The organism is Streptomyces sp. MAI_2237 (assembly GCF_054189285.1).
In genome coordinates, this window is record NZ_JAJPGQ010000005.1 from 132,949 (window position 1) to 156,165 (window position 23,217).

Annotated in this window: 15 protein-coding genes; 2 read left to right on the plus strand and 13 right to left on the minus strand. The window is 72.2% G+C overall.

Going from position 1 to position 23,217, the window contains the following annotated elements:
- Positions 1-25 precede the first annotated feature (25 nt).
- Entirely contained in the window at positions 26-763 is a 738-nt protein-coding gene (locus tag LN251_RS28745) for an ABC transporter permease (protein ID WP_058927709.1), read from the minus strand.
- A gap of 5 nt (positions 764-768) precedes the next feature.
- On the minus strand, positions 769-1,674 hold the full coding sequence (locus LN251_RS28750) for an ABC transporter ATP-binding protein (protein WP_458247094.1): 906 nt from the start codon (positions 1,672-1,674) through the stop codon (positions 769-771).
- A 246-nt stretch (positions 1,675-1,920) separates the two neighbouring features.
- Here LN251_RS28750 and LN251_RS28755 point away from each other — a divergent pair, with 246 nt between their 5' ends.
- Both LN251_RS28755 and LN251_RS28760 read left to right on the plus strand, forming a co-directional pair.
- On the plus strand, positions 1,921-4,602 hold the full coding sequence (locus tag LN251_RS28755) for an AAA family ATPase (protein WP_458247095.1): 2,682 nt from the start codon (positions 1,921-1,923) through the stop codon (positions 4,600-4,602).
- Positions 4,603-4,782: 180 nt separating this feature from the next.
- The gene (locus LN251_RS28760; RefSeq protein WP_458247096.1) at positions 4,783-5,481 is read left to right on the plus strand and encodes an SDR family oxidoreductase; all 699 of its coding nucleotides are present in this window, start codon (positions 4,783-4,785) and stop codon (positions 5,479-5,481) included.
- A 33-nt stretch (positions 5,482-5,514) separates the two neighbouring features.
- On the opposite strand, the gene LN251_RS28765 is transcribed toward LN251_RS28760, so the two are convergent.
- The 11 genes from LN251_RS28765 to LN251_RS28815 all read right to left on the minus strand — a co-directional run bounded on the left by LN251_RS28765 (position 5,515) and on the right by LN251_RS28815 (position 23,197).
- On the minus strand, positions 5,515-6,378 hold the full coding sequence (locus tag LN251_RS28765; RefSeq protein ID WP_458247097.1) for an ABC transporter permease: 864 nt from the start codon (positions 6,376-6,378) through the stop codon (positions 5,515-5,517).
- Complete coding sequence (locus LN251_RS28770) at positions 6,375-7,367, minus strand: ATP-binding cassette domain-containing protein (RefSeq protein ID WP_458247098.1); 993 nt, start codon at positions 7,365-7,367, stop codon at positions 6,375-6,377. The genes LN251_RS28765 and LN251_RS28770 overlap by 4 nt, the downstream gene beginning before the upstream one ends.
- Positions 7,368-7,381: 14 nt before the next feature.
- Positions 7,382-8,488: a thiopeptide maturation pyridine synthase gene (locus LN251_RS28775; protein ID WP_458247099.1), complete on the minus strand. Its 1,107-nt coding sequence runs from the start codon at positions 8,486-8,488 to the stop codon at positions 7,382-7,384.
- On the minus strand, positions 8,485-10,959 hold the full coding sequence (locus LN251_RS28780; RefSeq protein ID WP_458247100.1) for a lantibiotic dehydratase: 2,475 nt from the start codon (positions 10,957-10,959) through the stop codon (positions 8,485-8,487). The genes LN251_RS28775 and LN251_RS28780 overlap by 4 nt, the downstream gene beginning before the upstream one ends.
- Positions 10,956-12,812, minus strand: a complete 1,857-nt coding sequence (locus tag LN251_RS28785; protein ID WP_458247101.1) for a TOMM precursor leader peptide-binding protein — start codon at positions 12,810-12,812, stop codon at positions 10,956-10,958. The genes LN251_RS28780 and LN251_RS28785 overlap by 4 nt, the downstream gene beginning before the upstream one ends.
- Positions 12,813-12,825: 13 nt before the next feature.
- On the minus strand, positions 12,826-14,259 hold the full coding sequence (locus LN251_RS28790) for a nitroreductase family protein (protein ID WP_458247102.1): 1,434 nt from the start codon (positions 14,257-14,259) through the stop codon (positions 12,826-12,828).
- Between the two features lie 94 nt (positions 14,260-14,353).
- On the minus strand, positions 14,354-15,331 hold the full coding sequence (locus tag LN251_RS28795) for a lantibiotic dehydratase C-terminal domain-containing protein (protein ID WP_458247103.1): 978 nt from the start codon (positions 15,329-15,331) through the stop codon (positions 14,354-14,356).
- Positions 15,324-17,987 (minus strand): lantibiotic dehydratase, encoded by a 2,664-nt coding sequence (locus LN251_RS28800; protein WP_458247104.1) that lies wholly within the window; start codon positions 17,985-17,987, stop codon positions 15,324-15,326. The genes LN251_RS28795 and LN251_RS28800 overlap by 8 nt, the downstream gene beginning before the upstream one ends.
- Complete coding sequence (locus LN251_RS28805) at positions 17,987-19,561, minus strand: SagB family peptide dehydrogenase (RefSeq protein WP_458247105.1); 1,575 nt, start codon at positions 19,559-19,561, stop codon at positions 17,987-17,989. Before LN251_RS28805 ends, LN251_RS28800 begins: the two co-directional genes overlap by 1 nt.
- Positions 19,558-21,210, minus strand: coding sequence for a TOMM precursor leader peptide-binding protein (locus tag LN251_RS28810; protein WP_458247106.1), 1,653 nt, complete (start codon positions 21,208-21,210; stop codon positions 19,558-19,560). The genes LN251_RS28805 and LN251_RS28810 overlap by 4 nt, the downstream gene beginning before the upstream one ends.
- The gene (locus LN251_RS28815; RefSeq protein ID WP_458247107.1) at positions 21,203-23,197 is read right to left on the minus strand and encodes a hypothetical protein; all 1,995 of its coding nucleotides are present in this window, start codon (positions 23,195-23,197) and stop codon (positions 21,203-21,205) included. Before LN251_RS28815 ends, LN251_RS28810 begins: the two co-directional genes overlap by 8 nt.
- Between the last annotated feature and the right edge of the window lie 20 nt (positions 23,198-23,217).

The following is a 23,217-nucleotide window of genomic DNA, read 5'->3' on the forward strand; positions in this document are numbered from 1 at the left end:
ACGGTACCCATGTCCGCGACCGTGCTCATATCCGAGCATGGCGATAGGACATCGCGGCGACACCGGCCGCCACCACCGTGGTGAGCACCAGGGCGAGTACGTGGATCACGGTGGTGCCGTGGCCCAGTTGGGCGAGTCCGAGCTGGGCCAGGTGATAGGTGGGCAGGAACTTCGCGATCTTCTGTACGACCGAGGGCAGGAACTGGATCGGGATCCACAGGCCGGACAGCATCGCCAGAGGGAACAGCACCGCGTTGAGGAGCGCGATCGCCGCGCCCGTACGGAACCGGAACCCGACCGCGACGCTGAACAGCGTGAACGGGACACTGCCCAGCAGCAGCACCAGCGCCACCCGCAGCAGCGCCCACCCCGAGGCGTGCAGAGTGCCGAACGCGGCCGCCCCCGCCCCCATGAGCAGGAGAACGCCGACCCCGTACAGGAGCGCGGCCGTGGCCTTCGCGGTCAGGCTGATGCCGATCGGCACCGCGGACACCCGCTTCATGCGCAGCCAGCCCAGGTCGCGGTCCTGCGCCACCCCTATGCCCGGCTGCAGCGCGGCCACCGTGATCACTCCGTACGTGCCGAACGTGGCCACCATCGCCGTCCCGGCGGAAAGACCCTGGGTGGTGTCCTTGCCGTACAGCAGGTTGAACAGCACGAAGAGGCCGACCGGCATGAGAATGCCGAAGAACAGCGAGGTCGGTTCCCGTACGATAGCCCGCAGTTCGTCCCGGAGCTCGACACCGAAGACGCGACGCATCATCCCGCTCACGCCGCCATCTCCTCACCGGCGGTCAGCGCGACGACGGCCTCCTCCAAGCCCGCGTCCTGCACCCGCAGTTCGGACAGCGCCGGGTCACGGTCGAGCAGCACGCGGAGCAGGTCCTCGGGCGAACGTGTCTGGATCTTCACCAGGTCGTGCTCGTGCCTGACCGACAACACGTCCGGCAGGCGCTCCAGTTCGGCCTGGTCCATGCCGGTTCTGGCGGTCACCGTGCGGTCCGGCAACCGTGACACCAGTTCCTGCGGGGGCGCGTCCGCCAGGATTCGGCCGCGGTCGAGCACCACCACGCGATCGGCCACCGCGGCCGACTCCTCGATCAGGTGCGTGGTCACGAGTACGGCGGTGCCCTGCGCTCGGCGACGCGCCAGGATCTGCCAGAAGTGCCGCCGGGCCATGGTGTCCAGACCGACGGTGGGCTCGTCGAGTATCAGCAGGTCCGGCTCGGTCACCAGCGCCATCGCCAGCTGCACGCGCTGCTTCTGACCGCCGGAGAGCTTCGGCACGCGCCGGGACGCGAGGTCCGTCAGTCCCAGTTCCGCGAGGATCGGACCGGCCGCCGCGGGCCGCCGGCCACCGCGCACGGCGGCGCCGGTCACCAACTCGTTCACGGTCAGGGTGTTGGGGAACCCGAGCGTCTGCTGCGCCACACCCAGGCGTCGGCGGGTCGCCGCGCGGCGCGGATCTCCGCCGAGGATCCGCACCGTCCCGTGCTGCGGCACGAGGAGCCCGACCGCGAGCGCCACCAGCGTCGACTTGCCGGCGCCGTTCGGCCCGAGCAGCGCGACGCACTCGCCGGGGTCGACGCGCAGGTCCACACCGTCCAGTGCGACCGTCTCCCCGTACCGGTGACGCAGTCCTTCGACCGTCAGCACTGCCTGTGTCGTTCCCATGGTCATCAGGCTCCCGTCGGGCGGCGGCCGACCGGTAGTGATGTCGCGTCATCGGCCCGAGATGACAAATGTCAACACCTGCGCCGACCGGGCGCGGCCCCCTAGGCACGGCGTACAGGTCATTGACAGATTTTTGCCCTACGGCCGTGCGTTCGAAGGAACGAGGCGCTCGGCCCTGCCCTCATGTGGAGGGAGACCCAACACCGTGAAGGTTCGGTGGAGTTGTTCTCGCGATGAGGAGGAACGTTGTCCCGGGAGCGCGTCGGACTGGTCGGCAGACACCAGGAACTGACGGCCGTCGGCGTCCACTTGGGCACGCCGGTTCCGGTCGTCGTACGCGGACCACGGGGCGCGGGCAAGACCGCGCTGCTCGAGGAAGTGGCGTCCGAGTGCCGGGACCGCGGCATCAGGGCCCTCACCGTCGAACTGACGTCGTCCTCGCCGGCGTCAGGGGACGAAACCTGGGATCTGTTCGGTGTGCAGGCCGCCCTGAGGTCTCTCCGCGCGGGATTCGCGGACCTCGGCGGCTCCCGGCTCGCGACCGCGTTGGCCGCGGTCAACCAGCTGTGCACACCCGCGGCCTACGCGTCGCCCGTCACCCGCGCCCGGCTGCTCCACCAGTTCCAGCGGCTCTTCGAGAGCTTTCGCGGCGCGGCCACGGCGGTCGTGCTGCTCGACGACGTCGACGCGGTCCCGGCCACGGTCGTCGCCACGGCGGGCGCCGCCCTGCGGGCCGGTTGCACCGCGATCGTCGCCTGCGACGACGAGACCGTCGCGCTCGAACTGACCGCCTACGGCGAAGCGGCCGGCCATGTCGTCGAGCTCGGGCCGCTGAAGGACGAGTACGTCCGTGAACTGATAGCCGTCACGGCCCGGCAGCAACCCGACCAGGCCGTCACACCGGCGCTGCAAGCCGCCCTCGGATCCCTGGCCGGGAATCCGGGCGCGGTACTGGCCCTGTGCGACCTGCTCCTCGGCCAGGGACGGCTGACCCACGTCGGCGGAGCTCTGTGCCTGGCCGACCCGGACGCCCCGATCGCGCTCCCGGCCGGCCATTGGCTCGTCCAGCGGATGGCGGGGACCCATCCGTTCGGCCTCCGACTGCTCGCGCTGATCGCGGACTCCGAGTGGTTCGGCATGGACGACCTCGTCGTCTTCGCCGACGCCGTCGCGGCTGAGCTGGACGCGTGCGGGCGCGCGATCGACGAGCTCACCGACCTCGGCGCCCTGCGGTGCGCCCCTGACGGCGGCCTCAGCCTCGCCTCACCCGCACTCGGTGCGGCGGCGGTCGCCGCGGTCGGCAGAGACGAACTGTGCGCCCTGCACCTGGCCTTCGCCCGGCATCTCGTGGCCCGTGGCAGGGGGCCCGCCCACGCCCTGCTTCCACTGGCCGACCACCTCGCGGGAGGCTCCCCGGACGGCGCCACGGGCGTCGGCAGCGATGTCGGAGGCCTCGACGCGGCGGCGCTGCTGGAACACGCGGCCCACCGGGTCCAGCCAGTGAACCCGACACTGGCCGCGCGATGGAGGCGGGCCGCGCTCACGCACTGCGCCCCCACGGACCACGCACGCCGTCTCACAGGCCTGGTCCGGGAGTTGACGCGGATCGGCCGGTACGACTGGCTCGGCGAGGTGGTCGCGGAAGCCAGCCGAACTCACGGCGGGACAGCCGGACACTCGACCGACGTCCAGGATTCCCGGGAGCTGACCGCCGCTGCCTGTCTGGCGGCTCTGCACACCGGCATCCCGTCACTCGCGGGAATCGGTGACGCACCGACCGGGCCACCCCAGGCAGCCGGAGCGGCGGCTCTGCTCGTCGGCCGTTGGTTCGGCGCGAACAAGCCCTTCCGCACCGCGGAACTCGCGACCGCCCTGGCCCCCCTGGGCGCCACCTACGATCCGCCCGCGGCAAGGCAACCGCTGCCGGGAGACGGCTGGTTCGACCCGATCGGGATGTTCGAGTCGGCCCTCGGCCCGGCCTACGGCGCGCCCCGGCACGGCCCACTCGCCCTGTGCCGCCGGATCGTCGACGGCTACCGGCGCGGCCAGTGGGACGACGCGCTGTCCGCCGCACGCACGTTGACGACCACCTACCCGGCGGCGACCCCCGTCCGCGAACTGGCACGGCTGCTCGCCGCCGAGATGTGTATGTGCCGGGACGAACTGGACCTCGCCGAGAGGTGGTTGGGCGAACCCGACGGGCGCAGTGCGTTTCCCACACTCCGCAGCTGGGTCGAGATGGGCCTGCTGGCGTGCAGGGGCCAGGCCGAGGCGACGCTCGCGTTCGGCCGGCGCGCCTGCGCGGCCGCCGTACGAGACGCGGAGGCCGGTGACACGGCGGGCCTGCACCTGTTGATCATCCGGCGGGCGTTCCTGGCATCGACCTGCGGTACCGGCGACGACCTGGCGGAGATCCAAGAGGCGGCCAAGGCGTGCGGCTCCCCCTCCCCCGCCCGGGAGCCGAGCCCTGTCGAACTCCTGGTGACCGCGGTGGCCCACAACTCGTTCCCGGCAGCCCGGGCGGCCGCGGCCGCGCTGAGGACGAAGGGCTACCGGACCGAGCTCGCGACCGCGTATCTGATCGCCGCGCGCACGGCGGACGACGCACGCCCCTGGCTCGGCGCGGCCGACGAGATCGCCGAACAGCTCGGCGACAGCCGGCTGCGCAGGTACATCAAGTCGCTGGCCCGCGCGCGCGGCGTGACCCTGCCGCGACGCACGGCGAACTCGCGCTCCAGCACCGAGGTCGAGACACGCATCATCCAGTTGATCCGGCAGGGCATGACCAACCGGCAGATCGCGGCCGTCATCCGGTTCAGCGAAAAGAGCGTGGAACGCCATCTCACCCGGCTGTTCGCGAAAACGGGCTGCCGTTCCAGACTGGACCTCATCGCCGCATACGAACGGGGGGTGCTGGCGGGCACCTGACGGGACGGACGGTGGCCGGTGCCCCACCCAGTGAGTGCGGCCAAGCGCCGTACCTTGCACACCCCCTGATGTGCAGTCAGGAGCGAGGCCGCCGGAAAAAGCCAGGAGCGGGCGTCGAAGATCGCTGGGTAGAGTGCAGGCGCTTTGCCCTGATGACCCTGCCGCCGAGGAGGCCGTCCCATGGAACCCGTCACGCTGATCACCGGTGGCTCGACCGGAATCGGCGCCGCCACCGCCCGCGCCCTGCTCAAGCAGGGCCACCGCGTGGCCGTCACCGGACGCGACGAGAGCAAGCTGGCCGCCTTCGCCACCACCGCGGGGGCGGGCGAGCGGCTGCTGACGATCACCGGCGACGCCGGCGAGGCACATGACGTCGCCACCGCCGTCCGCAACGTGCTGGACACCTGGGGCCGGCTGGACAACGTCATCGCCAACGCCGGTTTCTCCCTGCCCGGCAACCTGGAGACGCACGCCCCTGAGGACATGCGCGCCATGATCCTCACCAACGTCCTGGGCCCCGCCCTCCTGATCCAGCAGAGCCTGCCCCACCTGAGGTCCTCCAAGGGCCGGTTCGTGATCATCGGCTCGGTCGCCGGCGTCCGCCACACCCCCGGCAACCTCTACTCCGTCACCAAGTGGGCCGCCCACGCCCTCGCCGAGAACACCCGCCTCCTGGTCGGCCAGGACGGAGTCGGCGTCACCGTTGTCGCCCCCGGCGTCGTGGACACGCCCTTCTGGCACGCCCGCGGCGGCACCCCCGAGGCAGCCGCCACCATGACCGCCGAGCAGATCGCGGACACCATTGTGTTCGCCGTCAACCAGCCCGCGGGCGTGGACATCAACCACATCACGGTGCGGCCGACGGGGCAGGTCGGATGACGTACAGCTCCCCAAGGCCTTTCGAGGAGGCCCCTAACGCCGTCCGAGCGCCCGGGACATGAAGCCCTTGATGCCCAGCGCCGCGACGAGCGTCAGGGCGAGCAGCAGCACCAGGGTGTCCGTCCACAGGGGAATGCAGTCAAGGTTCGGCAGTGTCGCGGCTCGCAGGCCCTCGCTGACGTAGGTCAGCGGATTGATCGCGGAGATCACCTGGAACCACTTGAGCCGGCCGAGGGAGGACCACGGGTACTGGACGGATCCGGTGAACGTCAGCGGGGCCAGGACCAGGGAGAACGTGACGCTGATGCGTTCCGGCGAGACGACCGTGCCCAGTGTCAGCCCGATCCCGGCTCCGGTCGCCGAGCCGAGCAGCAGGATGAGCAGCACGCCGGGCCAGGCGGTGAGCGGCCAGCCCGTGGTGCCGAGCACGAGGAACCCCAGCGGTGCCATGACCAGGCCGGCGAACAGGCCGCACAGGGTGCCGAACACCAGCTTGGCTACGGCGACGAGCGGCCCCGGCAGCGGGGCGAGCAACCGGTCCTCGATCTCACCGGACCACGAGAAGTCCATGATCAGCGGCATCGCGGTGTTCTGCAGGGAGACGAGCAGCGCGTTGAACGCCATGACGCCGGGCAGCAGCGTCGCGCCGAAGTCACCGTGGGTGTAACCGGCCTCGCCGAGCACCTTGCCGAAGACGAAGAACAGCAGCAGCGGCTGGACGATCACCTGGACGAGGAACGAGGCGGGCCGCCGGGCGGTGGTGAACACGTCGCGCCACAGCACCGCGAGGAAGGTCCGCGTGGTGGGAGCGACGTGCTGCCACCTGCCCGGGGCGGCGGTGTCGGAACTCGTTTCCGGACCGGCTGGTTCGGTCAGGGTGGTCGTCGGGGTGGTCACCGCAGTTCCCTTCCGGTCAGGCTGATGAAGACGTCCTGGAGGCTGGGCCGGACCGTCGACAGGCCGACCGGCTCCGCCCCCTGGTCCAGGAGGGTGCGCAGTACCTCCGGCAGCAGGGCCGACGGGTCCGTGTCGGTGCGCACCCGGAAGGACTGAGCGGGGCCGGCTCCGTGCCCGGTGCCGTCGGGGGCCGGGTCGTGTTCGACGGCGCAGGCTCCCGGCAGCTCCGTCAGCGCGGCGACGATCTTGTCGGCCGCTGTGCCCTCGGCGCAGCGCACCTGCGCGGTGATCGTGGTGCCCCCTGGCAGCGCCTCGGTCAACGCGCTCGGTGTGTCCAGCGCGAGGAGCCTGCCGTGGTCGACGATGCCGACGCGGTCGGAGAGGGTCGCGGCCTCCTCCATGTCGTGGGTGGTGAGCACGACGGTGACACCGCGGTCGCGCAGGTCGCGGATGCGTGCGTGGAGGAACAGCCGCGACTGCGGGTCGAGGCCGGTCGACGGCTCGTCCAGGAACAGCACCTGGGGCGCGTGCATCAGGGCACGGGCGATGACCACCCGCTGCGCCTGTCCGCCGGAGAGCCGCTCGACGCGCTGGCCGGCCTGGTCGGTGAGCCCCATCAGGTCGAGCAACTCGGCGGCTCGGGCGGTCCGTTCGTTCCGGGCGATGCCGTGGTAGCGGGCGTGGAAGAGCAGGTTCTGGCGCACGTCCAGGGAGCGGTCCAGGTTCTGGCGTTGCGGTACGACCGCGAGCAGGCGCCTGGCCCTGGCCGGCTGGGCCACCACATCCGTACCGAAGAGCAGGCAGCGGCCCGAGGTCGGCAGCATCCGCGTGGTCAGCACACTGACGGTGGTGGACTTGCCCGCCCCGTTCGGGCCGAGCAGGCCGAAGACCTCGCCGCGCTCGACCGTGAAGCTCAGGCCGTCCACGGCGGCCGGTGCGTGCGGGTGGTAGCGCTTGACGAGTTCGCTGACGGTGACGGCGTCACTCATGCGTTGTCTCCGTTCTACAGACGACCGCCGTCGTCGACGAAGCCGATCAGGTCCTGGATCCGGTCCATCGCGCTCACCCCGTGCACGTCTTCGACGGCACGGGAGACCACATGGCAGATGAGGTTGCGTTCCAGCTCGCCGATGCCCAGCCGGTACATGTTGAGATAGAGCCAGTTGAGGACGATCCGGTACTGCTGGAAGGTGTTCCAGTCGCCGAGTTGGTCGGCCGCCGCCCGATGGCCGCCGAGCACCCGGTGGAAGGGGCTGCGGTCCGACCACGCGCTCCAGCTCGACCCCCACGCCTCCGGGTCGCCGTCGGCGTCGCTGTTGAGCGTCAGTTCGCCGGACGTGAGGAGTACGTTGGCCCGGTTGCGGTAGTCGAGCAGTGTGTCGAGGAGGCCCCCGAACCGGATCACGTCGTGGTGGTCGTCGGCCGCGATGATCTCGACGACCCTCCGCTGGAAGCGGTCCGCGTTGGCCTCGTAGGTCCGGTCGAACCGTTCGCGCAGGCCGTCGGGCATCTTCGCCAGGAATGCGTCGGCGTGGCCGCGGAAGGACAGGTAGCCGTAGGTGACCGGCGGCAGGAACCGGTGCGCGGCCGCGATGAACAGGTCGACGGCTAGCGCCTTCTTCGAGCCGCCGCCCCGGACCCAGTCGAGGATGTCGAACACGATGTCGTTGGTGTCGACGTAGTAGCCGGTCAGCAGGTCCGCCGCGGCCGGTCCGCCGAGCACGTGCAGCCGACGGTCGTGCGGCTCGATCTCGACGGTGTTGTTGGGCGCCCAGGGAGTCAACGGCCCTCGTTCGCGCTCCTGTTCGGCGAGCCGCGCGTGCTGGGCGTGCGCAAGCCGCTCGTCGAGGGCCACGGTGGACGGATGCGCCCGAAGGTACTCCCCCAGCACATCGGCGACGGCCGGCCGGACGACGTCGTCGAAGGCCTCGGCAGTCGCCTGGACGGGGATGCGGACGTGCGGGCCGCGCCGCCAGTGCGGCTGGAAGTACGCCCTGGACACCGCGGGGGCCACGGTGATGAGGAACGGGCGGACGGCGTCGAGCAGCAGATCGGTGCGGTCGCTGTCGTGATGGAAGACGTTCACGCTGCGCCACGAGGGCTCCGTCATTTCTCTTCTCCCTGAGAGTCGGGCTCGTCCCGGCGGTCGAGCGCTGCCCGGCAGTCGAGCTCGATCACGTACTCGGTCACTCGCGGCACGCCCTGGTGGTCGACGATCGCGGTCTCCGGCTCCGGTGCGACCTCGTAGAACAACGCCGAGCCGGCGGGGTCCCCGGCCAGTCGTTCGAAGGCCCGTACGAGAGGTGGTGAGCCGATGTCGACGTACAGCGGTTTGCGGGTGCGGTCGCCCGCGAGCGCGCCGGCGGCGATGGCGCGTGGCCTGAGCACGGACACGAAGAACCGGGGCGGGATGCCGTGTTCTCCCAGCCAGGCCGTCATCGCGAGCAGGTAGTCCGCGTCGGACTGGCCGGCCGGGCGATGCGGCAGAGTGCCGGCCTGGGCCACCCAGGTGGCCCGGCGGAGCACCACGTGTCCGATGGTCAGGCGGGGCGCGTGCAGGACGCGGCCCGCTCCGCGGCCGGCTCCGGCGTCGTGCTGCAGCGGCTGGTCGGGGCGCAACAGGATGGGGTTCTCGCCGAAGGCCTCGATCAGCAGCGCCATGACGGGGGGCAGTTGCCGCTCGTAGGACAGTCCGCCGTGGACGGGCCGCACGACCGTTCCGTGGTCGAAGAGGGCGGGGAGCCCGTCGCCGTCCACGCCGACCGTCAGCCGGGCGGCCGGCGGGTAGTCGAGCCGGTCGGGGAGGGTGAGTTCGCGCTGGTTGAGCGAGGTGCCGAGGGTCTGGGGGAACTCCGCGTAGGTCGGCTCGGACGGGTGCTCGCCTGCGTGCGTAGGCGTGCCCGGATACGCCGTGTCGACCGGGAGCGGATCGTCCGTGACCTGGCGCAGCAGGCGGCGCACGTGCGCCCGGCCCCTGCCGAAGCCGGAGTTCACCGCGTTGACGATCAGCTGTCCGCCGTCGTGCTGGGCGTACACGGCGACCGAGCCCGCCGGGCGCACCCAGGACGGTGCGGCCTTGAGCACCCGCTCGATCCGCTCCCGGTCGGGCAGCGCGTGCCGGATGTCGGCGATCACGCCGACGAGTCGGCGTACCTCCGCGATCGGGCTCGCGGCCGGCGTCCGGGTCGGCCCGCTCATGTCGAAGGCGACCGCGGCGGGGTGCAGCCGCATGGCCTCGTGGCCGTCCCGTACGAGCTCGGCGTAGAACCGGTCGAAGGGCACCGGGGTCCGTGTGCCGAAGCGTTCCCGGATGAAGGCGGCAACAGCCAGTTTGAACGGCAGGGTGCAGTCGAAGGCGGCGAGCAACCGGCAGGCGACGGCGAGGTCGTCCAGGACATGCCGCCACGACGGCAGGCCCGCTTCGACCACCGTGCCGGGGACGACGGACTGTTCGGTGAGGACGTCGCGCAGTTTGCCGCAGACGCCGAGGCCGGACAGCCGCTCGCGCAACGCCGGCCCGAGCGCGATCCGCTCGGTGCCGTCGGCGCCCGCGTACTCGTGCACTGCCTTGCGGACCGCGTCCAGTTCGGGGAGCCGGTCCGCCAACTGCCCCAGCGGGTCGAGGCCGTGTTCGTCGAGTTCCGGGTCCGGAAGCAGCAGGAGCAGTCCGCTTGTCACGAGGGAGCGCAGATATCCGGCCGCCTTCTCGGCGGGAGCGGGGATGCCGGCGGTCAGTTCGGCGAGGGTCGGCTGTGGGGCAGCGGCGCGCAGACAGTGCCGTAGCGGCCCGGTCAGGGGCAGGGTGAGGAGTTCCTCGGCCGGTGGCGGGCCGAGGAACTGGACGGTGTCGGCCACCAGGCGCGCGCTCGGGTTGATGCGGACCCTGGCCTCGGTCGGTGTGGCGGCCAGCGGGGCGAGAGCCGACAGGTCCAGCTCGACGACCGACCGGGGCGGCGCGGTCGTGCTCCAGCGCAGGGCGGGGCCGTCGGGGACGAACCGGCCGAGGCCGCTGGCGGTGAAGGTGCTGAAAGGGCTGGTCTTGACGGCGGCGCGGGTGACGTAGACGGCCAGGCGGATGAGTTCCTGCCTGCCGGGTTTACGCCGCAGCTCCTCGCGGAGGGTGGGGCTGGCGTGCGCGAGGCCCTGGTCGAAGCGCGGGTCCGCGCCGATCTCGAGGAGCCTCGCGGTGACGGCGCGGTCGGCTTCGGCCAGCACCGCCGGCAACTCGGCGCGCGCGGCCCGGTACCGGATCAGCTTGCTGCCGAACGCGCCGATGTCCGCGACGAGTTCGGTGCCGAGTGCGGCGGCGACCGACGGTTCGGCGAGCAGCCGGGACGGATCGCGCAGCTGGTGCACGGTCCGGCGCAGCGCGACCAGCTTGGGCTTGGCCGCGCCGGAGTGCGGCGCGCCGATCACATCGTGGCAGCGGTCGGACAGTGCGGCGGCTTCGGCCGTCAGCTCGGCCGCCCTACGGGACGTCGTGAGCAGCGCGTGCCGCAGCCGCTGGTCGACGAGTTCGCCGGGCACGGTGGCGGGCAGCACCGCTACGCGTACCCCGAAGGTGGTGGCGTGGCCGCTCATGGGAACGGGTGGGGGTGCGGGTTGAGGTCGGCGTCGGTCAGCGGCCGCGGCACGTGGCCGAGCCGGTGGGGCACCTCGCGAAGCCGGGGCAGGCCGGTGGTCCGCCGGTTGTGATGGCCGAAGGTCATGGACAGGGCACCGGGCGCGATCACCTTCACGCAGGTCAGGCCGGCGGCCTCGTGCAGCGGCGAGGTCTGGTCGACGACGACGACGTCCATGCCGCCCGCCAGCATCCGGTCGACGGCTTCGGTCAGGTCGTCCCGCAGGTCGGTGTGGGCGGGCCAGGGCCCGCGGCCGAGCTGGTCCCAGCCGATCCGGCGGTCGCCGGAGAGCAGGAAGGAGAAGCGGTCGAGCGCCTCCGGGGTGGCGTTGCACAGCGAGTGGTCGGTCATCACGCGCACGAGTTCGGGATCGGCGGTCATCCGGCGGGCCCGCTCGGCTTCGGCCGGGTATCTGCGCATCTCCTGTTCCACGATGGGCGCCAGTTCGCCGAGCGCGGTGAGGACGGCGGCGGCCGGATCCAGTGCCGATCCACTGGTGCAGACGACCCTGGGCCGCATGGCGTCGCCGGTGGTGTCCTGTGCCAGCACCCAGAACGCCGGGATCGCCTCGGGCAGGGTCATGTCGAAGACGCGCAGCCGGTAACCGGTGCGCTCGATGCGGTCGACGACGAGCTTGATGCGCGGGTCGGGGGCTTGGGTGAGGTCCACCTCCGGGACGGGCATCCTCGCGTACCAGGTCATCAGGAAGGCGTCACGTTCGACGACCTCCAGGATCCCGTGCAGGATCGCCTCCTCGACGCAGCCGCCGAGCGCGCAGCCGTTGGAGATCTCGAAGGTGAAGGGCTTGTCCGGCGCGGCCCCGGCCCCCGGCTGCCAGGTCGTGCGGTAGTAGGCGTACGTCTCCGGGACGAGCAGCGGCCGGGCCTCGCGGAAGGAGTGGGCCCACACCCAGGACACCACGGCGTCCTCGGTGAAGGGCTGGTAGGGGCAGTCCGGCTCCTCGTAGCGCTCGGCCGGGAACAGGCCGAGCGAGCGCGGGTCGAGGGCGTCGGCGGCGAGCTCGGCGTAACGGCCGCGTACGGTCGTCCGCTTGCCCCAGGACCACTGGCCGCCGAGGCGTTCCAGGGCCTCGGCGACCGCGGTGGCCCGGCACGAGGCGTAGTCCCGGCCGCGCCCGAAACCGGCCTCGCCGCGGTAGCCGTACTCGGCCAGAACGGCCTCGGCCAGCGGCAGGAGCGAGTCGCGCAGCCCTTGGGGCGGGGCGACGACACCGGTCTCGGCATCCACGTACAGCTCCGTCAGCCGGGGCTCGGACAGCTCGCCGATCCTGCCGGCGCGCGCCGAGGGTTTAGGCCGGGGCACGAGGGCGATCCGAGCCCGCTCGGCCGTGTCGTCGGGCAGCGTCCCGCAGACCGGGCACAGCGGGTCCGGCAGGAACGTGTGCCGGGTGAGGGACAGGTCGCGCAGGCCGAGGTACCAGCAGCGGTCGACGGCGACGCCCGAGTGGACCAGCTCGCGTACGGTCTCGGCGGCGAAGCCGGACAGCCAGTCCGACGGTCGGGCGGCGATCCGCTCGTCCGCGCGCAACTGGTCCGTCCACGGGTCGCGTTGGGGCGCGCCGGAGCGCCACCTCTGCAGGCACCACACGCAGCCGCGCTCGCCGGGCCGCACCAGCGGGCCGATCACGACCCGGTCGAGTTCGCTCCACACCGGCAGCCAGGGCTCGCCCCGGTCGTGCGCCGCCGCCCAGTCGCCGGTGTCCCAACCGTCGCGCGCCACCACCAGCATCGACGGCGGTCTCCGTGCGATGGCCTCGGCCAGTCGGCCCTCGCCCAGTACCGTGTCGCTCACGTGCGGTTCTCCCTCACCACGTCAGCCGGAACTCGGGGCGCAGACCGCCGGGGTGTTCCGTGCCGAACTGCGCCACCAGCAGGCTCCGTCGGCGTCCGGTCAGGCCGAACCAGGAATCCAGCAGATGCGTCAGCACGTCGTTCTGGATCCGGCTCGCCACGTCGACGGCCGCACCGGCGAGGCAGGCCCGGTGCAGCGCAGCACCGGCGGCCGCCTGCTGCACCCGGTACCAGCGGCTGCCGAACCGTTCCTCGGCCGCTGCCGCGTCGCCCACCGGAAGCAGCCAGACGTTCGCCGTGCGCGCGCCCTGCTGGGTCAGCGCGGCCAACGCCGCCTCGCGCAGCCGCTGCCGGGGATCGCCCTCCCCCACGAGCTCCAGTTCGTGTGCGTCGGGGTGGTAGCGGTACGCGCCGGCCGGGATGCCGGTCACGTCGGCGACGACGCAGTAGAACTCCACCAGGTTCGCCGGCAGGTCCCAGCGCGCCGGCTGCCCGTAGGCGGTGAGAATCGTGGCCAGGGCGCCCATCGACATGGTCGCGCCGTTGAAGCCGCGCATGGCCGCGTGCCGGGTCAGGGTGCCGGCCGCCAGGTCCGGTGCCGCGTGCGGCAGGCTGATCCGCTTGCCCTCGCCCGGGGACGCGGCCGGCAGCGGTTCGGGGTCGGGGCGGCTCTGTGCGAGGACGGCCGCGTGGGCGCCGTACGCGCGCGGGAACGCGGCCAGTGAGGGCCCGCCGTACCCGGCGGGCACCGGCGGGAGCAGTTCGACGACCGCGTGCACCCCCTCCTCCCTCGGGTCGAGTCCCAGCACCTCGGTGACGTCGGCGTCGGCGAAGCACAGCCGGGCCGTGGCGTTCTCGCCGTCCGCGACCGCGAGAGCCTGCGCCACCTGGATGCCGGCCTCCAGGCAGGCGAGGCGGTAGTACATCTCGCCGTACTTGGCGGCCAGCCGCCAGAACACGTTGGTGTGCACGAGGACCGTGGTGGCCGGCCGGGAGGCCACCCACCCGCGGTAGTCGCCCTCGCGCAGCCGCACCAGGTCGTGCCGGGCCGGGTCGTAGTAGTAGACGCCGGTGGGCACTTCGGAGTCGGGGCCGGCGATCACGTACCACTCGGCGCTGTAGCGGGCGCCGCCCGACGGCGTCGGCCGCCGGGTCACCAGCCACTGCAGCGGATCGGCGTCGGGGATGGCCTCGAAGCTGTCGGTGAACGGCAGCATGTCCAGCGGGGTCAGCCACTGCGACCGGGTGATGCCGCCGAGGTCGGCGAGCAGCCGGCCGAGCCGGTGCGCGGACCGCTCCGGCGGCCAGGGCAGCCGGTGTCGCGGCGCGCCCGGGTAGCTCTTGACCACCAAGGGCGGGTACGCCTCCGGGTTCGCGACCTCGGTCGGCGTGTGGACGGTCTCGTGATAGCGCGTCGCCTCGCTGCCGACGGGGCTCTCGGGTGTCACAGGGGGCTCAGCTGTCGCCGGATGCGCGGGGGCCGCGGGACGCGCCGGGGTCGTGGCGCTCACGGCGCTCGTGGGGCTCGTAGGGCTCATCTGGTCACACCGCGCACAGGTCGAACGCGGTTCTGGTCAGCAGCAGCCGCAGATGGGACTCCTGCGCCAGGCTGATGCCGAGGCGGTTGCACATCAGATGCGCGCAGCGTTCCACGATCAGCTGCGGCACCAGGTGGTTGATGTGCTCCAGGACGTCGGCGGGCGCCTCGAAGGCGGGATAGGCGTCCAGCTCCCCGAGCAACTCCAGTCTGACCAGGGTGTCGTTGAGGTCCCGCGTGGCCGTCAGCCACTTGCCGGCCACGGAGCCGTCCGGCAGGGCCACGCCCCGCGTCGACGACCACACCGCCTCCAGGCTGGTGCGCAGGTGGGCCTTGTTCGCGTCGAAGTGCTTCTCGAACTCCGTCGATTCCAGCAGGCGTGCCGCCCCGCCGCCGCTTTCCACCAGGAACCGTGCCTGGTAGGCGAGTTCGGGGAGGATGCCGGTGAACAGGGTGCGGTTGGCGGCCAGCATGGCGAAGGCGTCCATGGCGCGCTGTCCGGGCGTGCGACCGCGGGCGATCAGTTCGACCGCCAGCACGCTGGTCGCCATGAGCTGTCGCTCCACCGCCTCCAGCGAGCGGCCGGTGCCGAACACGTCGGTCTCCGGCACGTAGTCGATGAAGGCGACCGAGTTGTCCGCATGCAACTCAGGTTCGTAGTCGGTCATTTGCTCCAGCTTGGCGAGTCCGGGCGCGGTGTCGGCGTATTCCTGCGCCGACATCGACGACCGCGACGGCGACGTCCGGTAGAACTCCGCGGCCGTCTCCTCGATGACCGAACGGACCTCCTGGACGTGGTCCGGCGAGGTGAGCACCCGCAGTCGCAGGTGCGGGCCGCCCTCCCAGTAGCGGAGGAAGAAGAAGCCGTCGGCGATGTCGGCCCGGCGCAGCCGTTCGGCCGCGGGCCTGACGATGCCGACGATCGCGGCATCCTGATCGGCGTGGTAGAAGAGGTGGGCGCTGACCCAGCTGCGCTCAGACATAGGTGACTCCGGGCTCGTTCAGTTCCACGATGTACTCGGCGACGTGCTCGCCGCGGACGTGGCCGGGGTCCGGCACCATCTCGCTGATCTGCACGATCGCGTTCGGCTCGGCGAGCCTGCGTTCCAACCCGAGCAGCAGCAGCATGCTCGCGAAATCCACGTAGTTCGGTTTGGTGTCGTTGCTCGGGCCCTGGCCGGTCTCGCCCTGGCCGAGCGTGGCCGGGTCGAGCACGGTGACGAAGCACCGCTCGGGGATGCCGTGTTCGGCCAGCCAGCCGGCCATCCGCAGCATCCAGGCCGCGTCGGTCGTGACGTCGGCCCGCCGGGGCAGCCGGTCGGCGCGGGTCATCCACATGGCGCGCCGCAGCACCACGTTGCCGACCATCAGCCGGGGCAGGTGGCGTACGCCGTTGTCCGCGCGCGGGTCCGACGTCATTCTGAGTTCGGTGTGCGCGCCGAACCAGGTGTTGGACTCGCCGAACGCCTCCAGCATGAAGCGGGCCGCGGGCGGCAGCAGCCGGTCGGCGCCCAGACCCGGGTGGACCGGGCAGATGCGCCTGCCCAGCCGCCGCGACATCAGCCACAGCAGGCCGTCGTCACCGCGCCGCACGTACAGGTCGTTCACCGGCAGCAGGGCGTCGGCCTCGCGCACGCTGCGCACCCCGGGATAGTCGACGACCAGCGGGACGCCGGGTTCGCGGACGTTGACCGCGGACCGGGACACGGCTTCGAACTCGGCGAAGAGCATGTCGCCGCGGCTCGCGACCAGCCCCGGTTCGGCGGGCAGGTCGGCGCGCAGGTCGAGCACGTCCAGGATCTGGCGCACCCGGTTGCGGCCGCGGCCGAAGCCGCAACCGATGTTGTTGACCACCAGTTCCGGGCCGTGTGCGGCGTCGGCGAGCTGGCAGTAGACCGCGACGGACGTCGGGGTGCGGACCCACTCCGGCCAGTTCTCGGCGAGTTCCCGCACCTTCTCGGGCCGGACCCGGACCACACCGTCGCGGTCGGGCGTGCGCTCCCCCAGCAGCCGCTTGCTCGCGGTGCGCAGCCGATACAGCTCGCGCACCGCCTCGACCGGACTGTCCGGGCCGGCGAACCGGCTGTGTGCCAGTACGGACGGCTCCGCCGACGCCCGATGCGTCCCGGACCCGGCGGCCTGCTCGGCCAGCACGTCCCGGTAGAAGACCAGCAGCGGCACCTCCGCGCCGTCCGCGTACCGGCTCTCGAACAGCGAACCGAGCGTCAGCTTGAAGGGCAGGTCGGGCCCGATCAGGCCGAGCAACGTGCGGACCGCGTCGAGGTCGTCCAGCAGCGGCTGCCAGCTGTCCCGGTCCAGCACGGCCGTCGTACCGGGGTGGACCGCGTTCTCGTAGAAGCTGTAGCGGGCGAACTCCTGGGCTCGTTTGGGGTGGTCGGCGTGGGCGTGATCGCCCACTTCGCGCAGTGCCGTGTCCAGACCGCGGATCACGGCGTCGCGGACGGCGACCCGGTCGGCGGGCGCGGTGATCGTCGGGTAGGCCGACAGCGCCTCGTGCACTCCGTGCAGGGTCCGGTCGAGCCGTTCCAGACCGGGCTGCCGGTGCTCGTGCAGCCAGGAGCGCAGATCGGCGACCGGGTCCGGGGCCTGGTCGGCGAGCGGCGGGACCAGCTCCAGCAGGCCCAGCGCCACCAGCCGGCGCAGGAAGGCGTCGACCCGCTGCCCGTCGCTCGCCAGGGCCCGCAGCTTCCCCCGCAGGTCGTCCAACGTGATGTCGGACGTGGTCAGTTCCGTCACCCGGCGCAGGATCGGAGTGAGGGCGAGAGTGTGCACGGACTCGACGGGTCGGCGGCCCAGGAACAGCAGCGCGCCGTCGACGGCGGTGGCACTGGGGTTGATCCGCACCCGGCTGCCGCCCTCGAACTCCGGGCGTTCGCACAGGGCGCGCGCGATCCGGTGCAGCGAACCGACGCTGATCTCGGTCGCCGTCACCGCGGGCAGCCCGCCCCCCAACGGCCCTGCGGACCACTGCACGATGTCGTCGGTCCGGCCCCAGGCGGCCAGACCGCTGCTGGTGAACGTGGAGTACGGGCTGGTCTTCGCCGCCGACCGGGCGAGGTACTGCGCGAGGCGCAGCACGCTCTGGCGCTGCGGCGCGCGTCCGGTGCCGAACCACTTGCGCAGGGCCATGAACATGTCCGGGTTGGCGTGCACCAGGCCCAGTTGGAACGCGGGCACGCGGGCCGCGTCGCGCAGTGCCTCGTACCCCGCCGCCCAGTCCTCCTCGAGCCGGTCCGGCAACGCCGTGAGCAGGCGGTCGCGTTCGGCCACCCACGCCGTCCACTGCCGGAGCGGAGGCAGGACGTCGGCGGGTACGTCGGCCAGCCGGGCGGGATCGACACGGCGTCCGCGGTGCACGGCTCTGCGTACCGCGACGAGGCGGCCCTTGAGCTCCCCGTCGCCCGCGGCGCCGATCGCCGTGTGCAGCAGGTCGGAGAGCACGCCGGTCGCGTCGGCGATCTCGGCGCGCAGCCGCACCAGTTCCTGTGCGGTGTGCCAGCTGCGCGTGCATCGCAGCCCGTCGAGCACGGCCACCGGGCTGCCGGCGAGCCGGACCACGGCGGCCGGGCCGAGCACATACCCCGCCGCGTTCGGGCGGGCTTGGCGCAAGGTGTCCATCAGTTCACCGCCTCGGGCTCGACGGGGACGATCACGCGCCCGCCCGGTCCCGTCCTGGCCAGCAGGATCTGGAAGACAGGGGTGAGGCGTCGCTCGGTCAGTCCGAGGGCCTGGCGGACGCCTTCGGCGTGGTAGGCGTTGACGATGCGGCCGGACATCCCCTGGGCCGCGGCCGCGACGCACACCCGGTGGGCGAGCAGCCCGGCCTCCTGGCTGATCACGCGGTAGCCGCGGTCGCCGAAGGTGTCGAACGCCCAGTCGCGGTCGCCGACGAGATGGACGACGGCGTTCATGTGCTGGAAGACCGGTCCGGGGATGGTGACGCGCTCGATCGCCGTGATGGCGTCGGTGCCTGTATCGGTGCCCGCGGGGCCGGTCGGGTGCAGCGCGCCGGTGTCCTGGTCGAGGCGGTAGCAGCCCGCCGGTATCCCGGTGAGATCACCGACGGTCAGGTAGATCTCCAGCGGGACGGGCGCGCCCGACGGTACGGCGTCACTGGTCACATCGGTGCGGATGCGGGCCAGGCGCGTCCACAGTTCGACGCCGTCGACCCGCGAGGCCACCGGCCGGAAGACACCGGGACCCGAGTCCCGCGTCCGCAGCACCTCGGCCAGATCGAACTCCGGGGCGTCGGCCCGGGGCAGGGGCAGCGGTACGGCACCGGGTGCACCGGACTCTCCGGGCACTCCGGGCGCGACTGGAACGGCTGTCGCGAAGGTCGCGGTGTCCGTGCGCAGGGACGCGCGGTTGACCTCCGTCAGGGTCGGACAGGCCTGCGCGACCCTCAGTCCGCTGTGGACCACGTCCGGCGCGATCGGGTCGATGGTCGCTGCCAGCGCGGCGGCGCTCTGGGCTGCTCCGCCACGCCGGATACCAGCACCGACGCCGGCGAAGTGGAGCGGCAGCACCATCAGTGCCGGTTCCTCGTCGGCGTCGAGGCCGAGCAGTTTGTGGACCGGCTCGTCGACGAACTGGTGGTGCACATGAGCCCGCAGTCCCATGGCCCGGGCGACCAGGTCGACGTTCCCGGTCAGCAGGCCCGCCTCCTGCGTGCACAGCCGATAGGCGTAGTCGCGGTAGATGTACGCGGTCTTGGCGAACAGCCCGGAGAGCACCAACACGGCCTCGGGCGGCGCACCTTCGGTCCCGGCCGCCCTGGTCAGCAGCCGCCGGTGATCACCCTCGCGCAGCAGCACCAGTGCGTGGTGGGGGGCGTCGTAGTGGTAGACGCCGTCGGCGAGGCACACGTACAGCTGCACGCCGAACAGGCAGCGCGCGGAGGCGACCATCCGGTGGTAGGGCCAGGTCCCGTCGGTGTCGAACTCCTGCCGGGAGATGCCGTAGCCGTAGTGCAGCAGCGTCGACAACGCCGTCTCGTCGAGCGCCGTCACCTCGGTCAGCTTCCGGGGCACCCGGGTCGTCAGCGGACGGCGGGGCCGGCCCCGGTAGATCTTGAACTTCAGTGGCTCGTCCGGGTTGCCGTACTCCGACTGCCGGGTCGCCATCGCGACGGCGAGATCCTCCAGGCTGATCCGCCAGAACTCCCGGCCCGCGCCGTCCTCGCGCTCGGTCACGGAAACGGATGCGGGTGCGGGTTGCGCACCTCGGGGAGCCGGGGCAGTCCGGTCACCCGCCGAGCCGCGTGCCCGAAGGTCATCGGCACCGAGCCCGGTGCTATCACCTTGACGCATCTGAAGCCTCCCGCTGTCTGTTCCGTGGAGGTCGTGTCGACGGCGACGACGTCCATGCCGGCCGCGGCGAACCGCCGTACGGCCTCGTCGAGATCCGCGCCGATGTCGGTGTTGCGCGGCCACCGCCAGCGTTCGAGTGCCTGCTGCCAGCCCAGCGTCCGCGGGGCGTCGAGCAGAAAGGAGTACCGGTCGAAGGTGGCCGGGCCGGCCGCGCAGAGCAGATGGTCCGCCATCGACACGACGTCGTCCGGATGATCGGCCAGGTGCTGGGCGCGCTCGCGCCAGCCGGGGTCGAGCGCGAGGACGGTGACGTACTCGACGGTCTGACTCAGTTCGTGCAGCGCGGCGAGGACCGCCTCGGCCGGGCGCAGTCCGCTGCCGCCGGTCGAGACGGCCCTGGGCCGGCCGGTGCCGGTGACGTCCTCGGCGAACGTCCAGAACGAGGGGATCCCGTGGTCCTGGGTGGTGTCGAAGACATGGACCCGATAGCCCTGCCGTTCGATGCGCTCGGCGACGAGCGGGATCCGCCGGTCGGGCACGGTGGCCAGGTCGATCTCCGGCAGCGGTGTCCGCCCGTACCAGGCCATCAGGAACGCGTCGCGCTCGGCGACTTCGAGGACGCCGTGCAGCACCGCCTCCTCGTAGCAGCTCCCCAGCGCGCAGCCGCTGGAGATCTCGCAGGCGAACCCGTGGCCACCGCCGGACGACGTCCGCAACCGGTAGTACACGAAGCTCTCCGGCACCAGCACCGGCCGGTCCTGACCGAACGAGTAACCCCACACCCAGTGCGTGACCGCGTCCTCGATGAACTCCCGATAGGGGAAGCCCGGAGTCGAGAACCGGTCGGCGGGATACAGGCCCAGCGAGCGCGGGTCGACCGCCACGTCGGCCACATCGGCGTAGGCGGCCGTGACGGCGGTCCGCTTGCCCGGCGCGTAGGCGGCGAGGCGTTCCAGCGATTCCGCCACCGCGATGGACCACGCCGAGTCGAAGTCCCGGGTACGCCCGTATCCGGACGCCTCCCTGGAGACACCGGGTACGGCCAGGACGGCCTCGGTGAACGGGAACGAGTGCTGCGTGTAGGAGGTGACCGACGGAACCAGGCCGCTCTCTCCGTCGACGTACAGGGCGGCGAGTGCGTCCCGGTCCAGCGGGCGGACGCGGCTCGACTCGGGCGACAGCTTGGGCCGCGCCCGCCTGGGTGGCTTCGCGCCCTGCTCGGTGTCGGCGGGCAGGGCCGAACAGCGCGGACAGTGCGGGTCGGTGAGGAAGGCGTGCCGGGACAGCGCGAGGGTGGCCCGGTCGACGATCCAGTACCGCCGCTCCTCGGACCCGGCCGAGGCCAGCCCGGCGACGGTGTCCGCGAGGAAGGTCGGGAGCTCCTGGTCCGGCACCTCGGCGGCCAGCTCGGCGGCACGCTCGGCGGACGCGGCCGCGGCGCGCCGCGTCCTCAGGCACTCCGGGCAGCCCGGCGCCCACGGCCCGACGACCACCTGCCGCGGTTCGACGAGCACCTGCGGCCGATCAGCCATGGACGACCACGGCTCGCACCACGAACGGACACGTCCGGGCGAGGAAGGGATCGTGGTCGAGCGGTACGGCGACCACGCGGCCGCCCTCGCGCGTCAGGGCCGCCACGGCCTCTTCGAGGCTCACGGAATCCGGCAGCGCCCCGATCCCGTCGGCCTTCGCGATGTCACCGCGCAGTTGCGCGGGCAGGTCGGGCACCGGCGGCGGCGCATAGGCGGGCTGGTCCGCGGCCTGGGACTGATAGGCGAGCAGCGTCCGCTCCAGTCCCTTCTCCAGCGCGGCACCGGTCTCCAGGTCGCTCACGTAGGCGACGGTGCCCTTCGGGGTGGTGAACGCGAACGTCGGCAGCCCGAGGGAATCGGTCAGGTCGTAGACCTCGAAGGACTGCCCGACGATCTCCAGCAGCTTCAGGTGGCGCGCCGCGCGCGGGCTCAGCTCGGCGCCGTCCATGTCCAGCCTGCGGAACGGTTCGGCCGCGGACGACAGCGCCGCCGCGACGTTCTCGCCGGCCGCCGCGACCACCGCGGCGCGCACGGCCTCGTTCCAGTCGCGTCCGGAGGCCGCCCTCGGTGCGGTCCCCGTCGGGAAGACCGCCGTCGCGTCGACCGCGACCGATTCACCGGTCAGCACGTCCAGGCCGTGCAGCCGGTCGCCCCTGCGCGGGTCGGCCATGACGGCCGCGTAGCGCTCCAGCGCGTGCCGGACCGCCCGCTGGCGCGACTCCACGACACTCTCGCCCCAGCCGTACACCGGGAACGGGCCGCCGGCCAGGCCGACCGGGTCTGACACCACGACCTCGCTGACGAACAACGGCAGTTGCTCGTAGTCCCGCTCGGTGATCTCGGCGAACATGCCGGTCCGCGGGTCGACGCAGTCCACCGCGCGCCGGGCCAGCTCCTCGTCGTCGACGGGCGCCGCGGCCGCCAGCGCGGCCGGCCGGGCCGGGTCGTCGGGAACGGCGGGCAACGCCAGCGGGTGCGGCAGGAAGGCGTGGTGGGAGGTTTCCAGCGTCTCCAGGTCGAACCGGACCAGCTGATCGGCAGCCGCGCCCTCGTCGATGCCGGTCAGGTGCCGGAACGCGGCGAAGCACAGGTGGTTGGCGACCAGCGCGACCGTGGGACCGCGCAGGAAATCGCTCGGCACCGCGTCCGGGTGGTCGCGCAGATCCGCGCCGACGGTGTCGGGCGCCAACGCGCACAGCCGGCGCCAGGCCGACTCCCAGGCCGTGGTGTCGCCGTCCTTGCCGATCAGCGGTCCGATCCAGGCCTCGTCACCCACCACGATCACCTGCGCGGACGCGGCGCCCGCGGCGCCGGCGGCAGCGCTCAGCAGCCGCGCGCGTTCCGTCATGGGGCGATCGGCGACATGCAGCACCATGGCGGCGCCGGCGGCCACTTCGTCGAGGTGCCCGTCGTCGACCTCCCGGTACGCGATCCCCTGCTCCGGGTCCCGCGCCTGGGCCACCGCGAGGTGCTCGGCGACGCGATCGCGGTCGAACGGCGACTCGGCGAACGGCGCGAGCACGGGCGTACGCACACCGGCACGCAGCTGGGAGTTGGCCAGGGCCTGCAACAGCGGACCGGACCCGGCCAGTACGACGGTGCTGTCCCGGTAGCGCTCGAAGCGCAGTTCCGGCGAGTCGGTGAAGTACTCGACGAAGGCGATGTTGGCCGCGTAGGTCTTGGCGAGGTCGGGAGTCAGCGAGTGCGGACGGTCGTCCAGCACGTTCTTGACGTACCCCTTGCCGTGCAGGAGCAGGATCAGCTTGGCCAGGGCGGTGCGGCTGGACTCCGGCACGGCTGCGCACAGTTCGCCGAGGGTCCTGGTGCCGTCCAGCATCGGCGCGATCCGCTGGATCCACTCGTACGTCGACGCGCCCTTGAGCATCGACCCGCCGAGGTTGCTGCGGATGTACGCGCCCTCCTGGACGCGCATGACGTAGACATCCCCGCGCAGTCGCGGCCGCACCCGTTCGACATCTACTTCCATGACCACCGCTTCTTCATGAA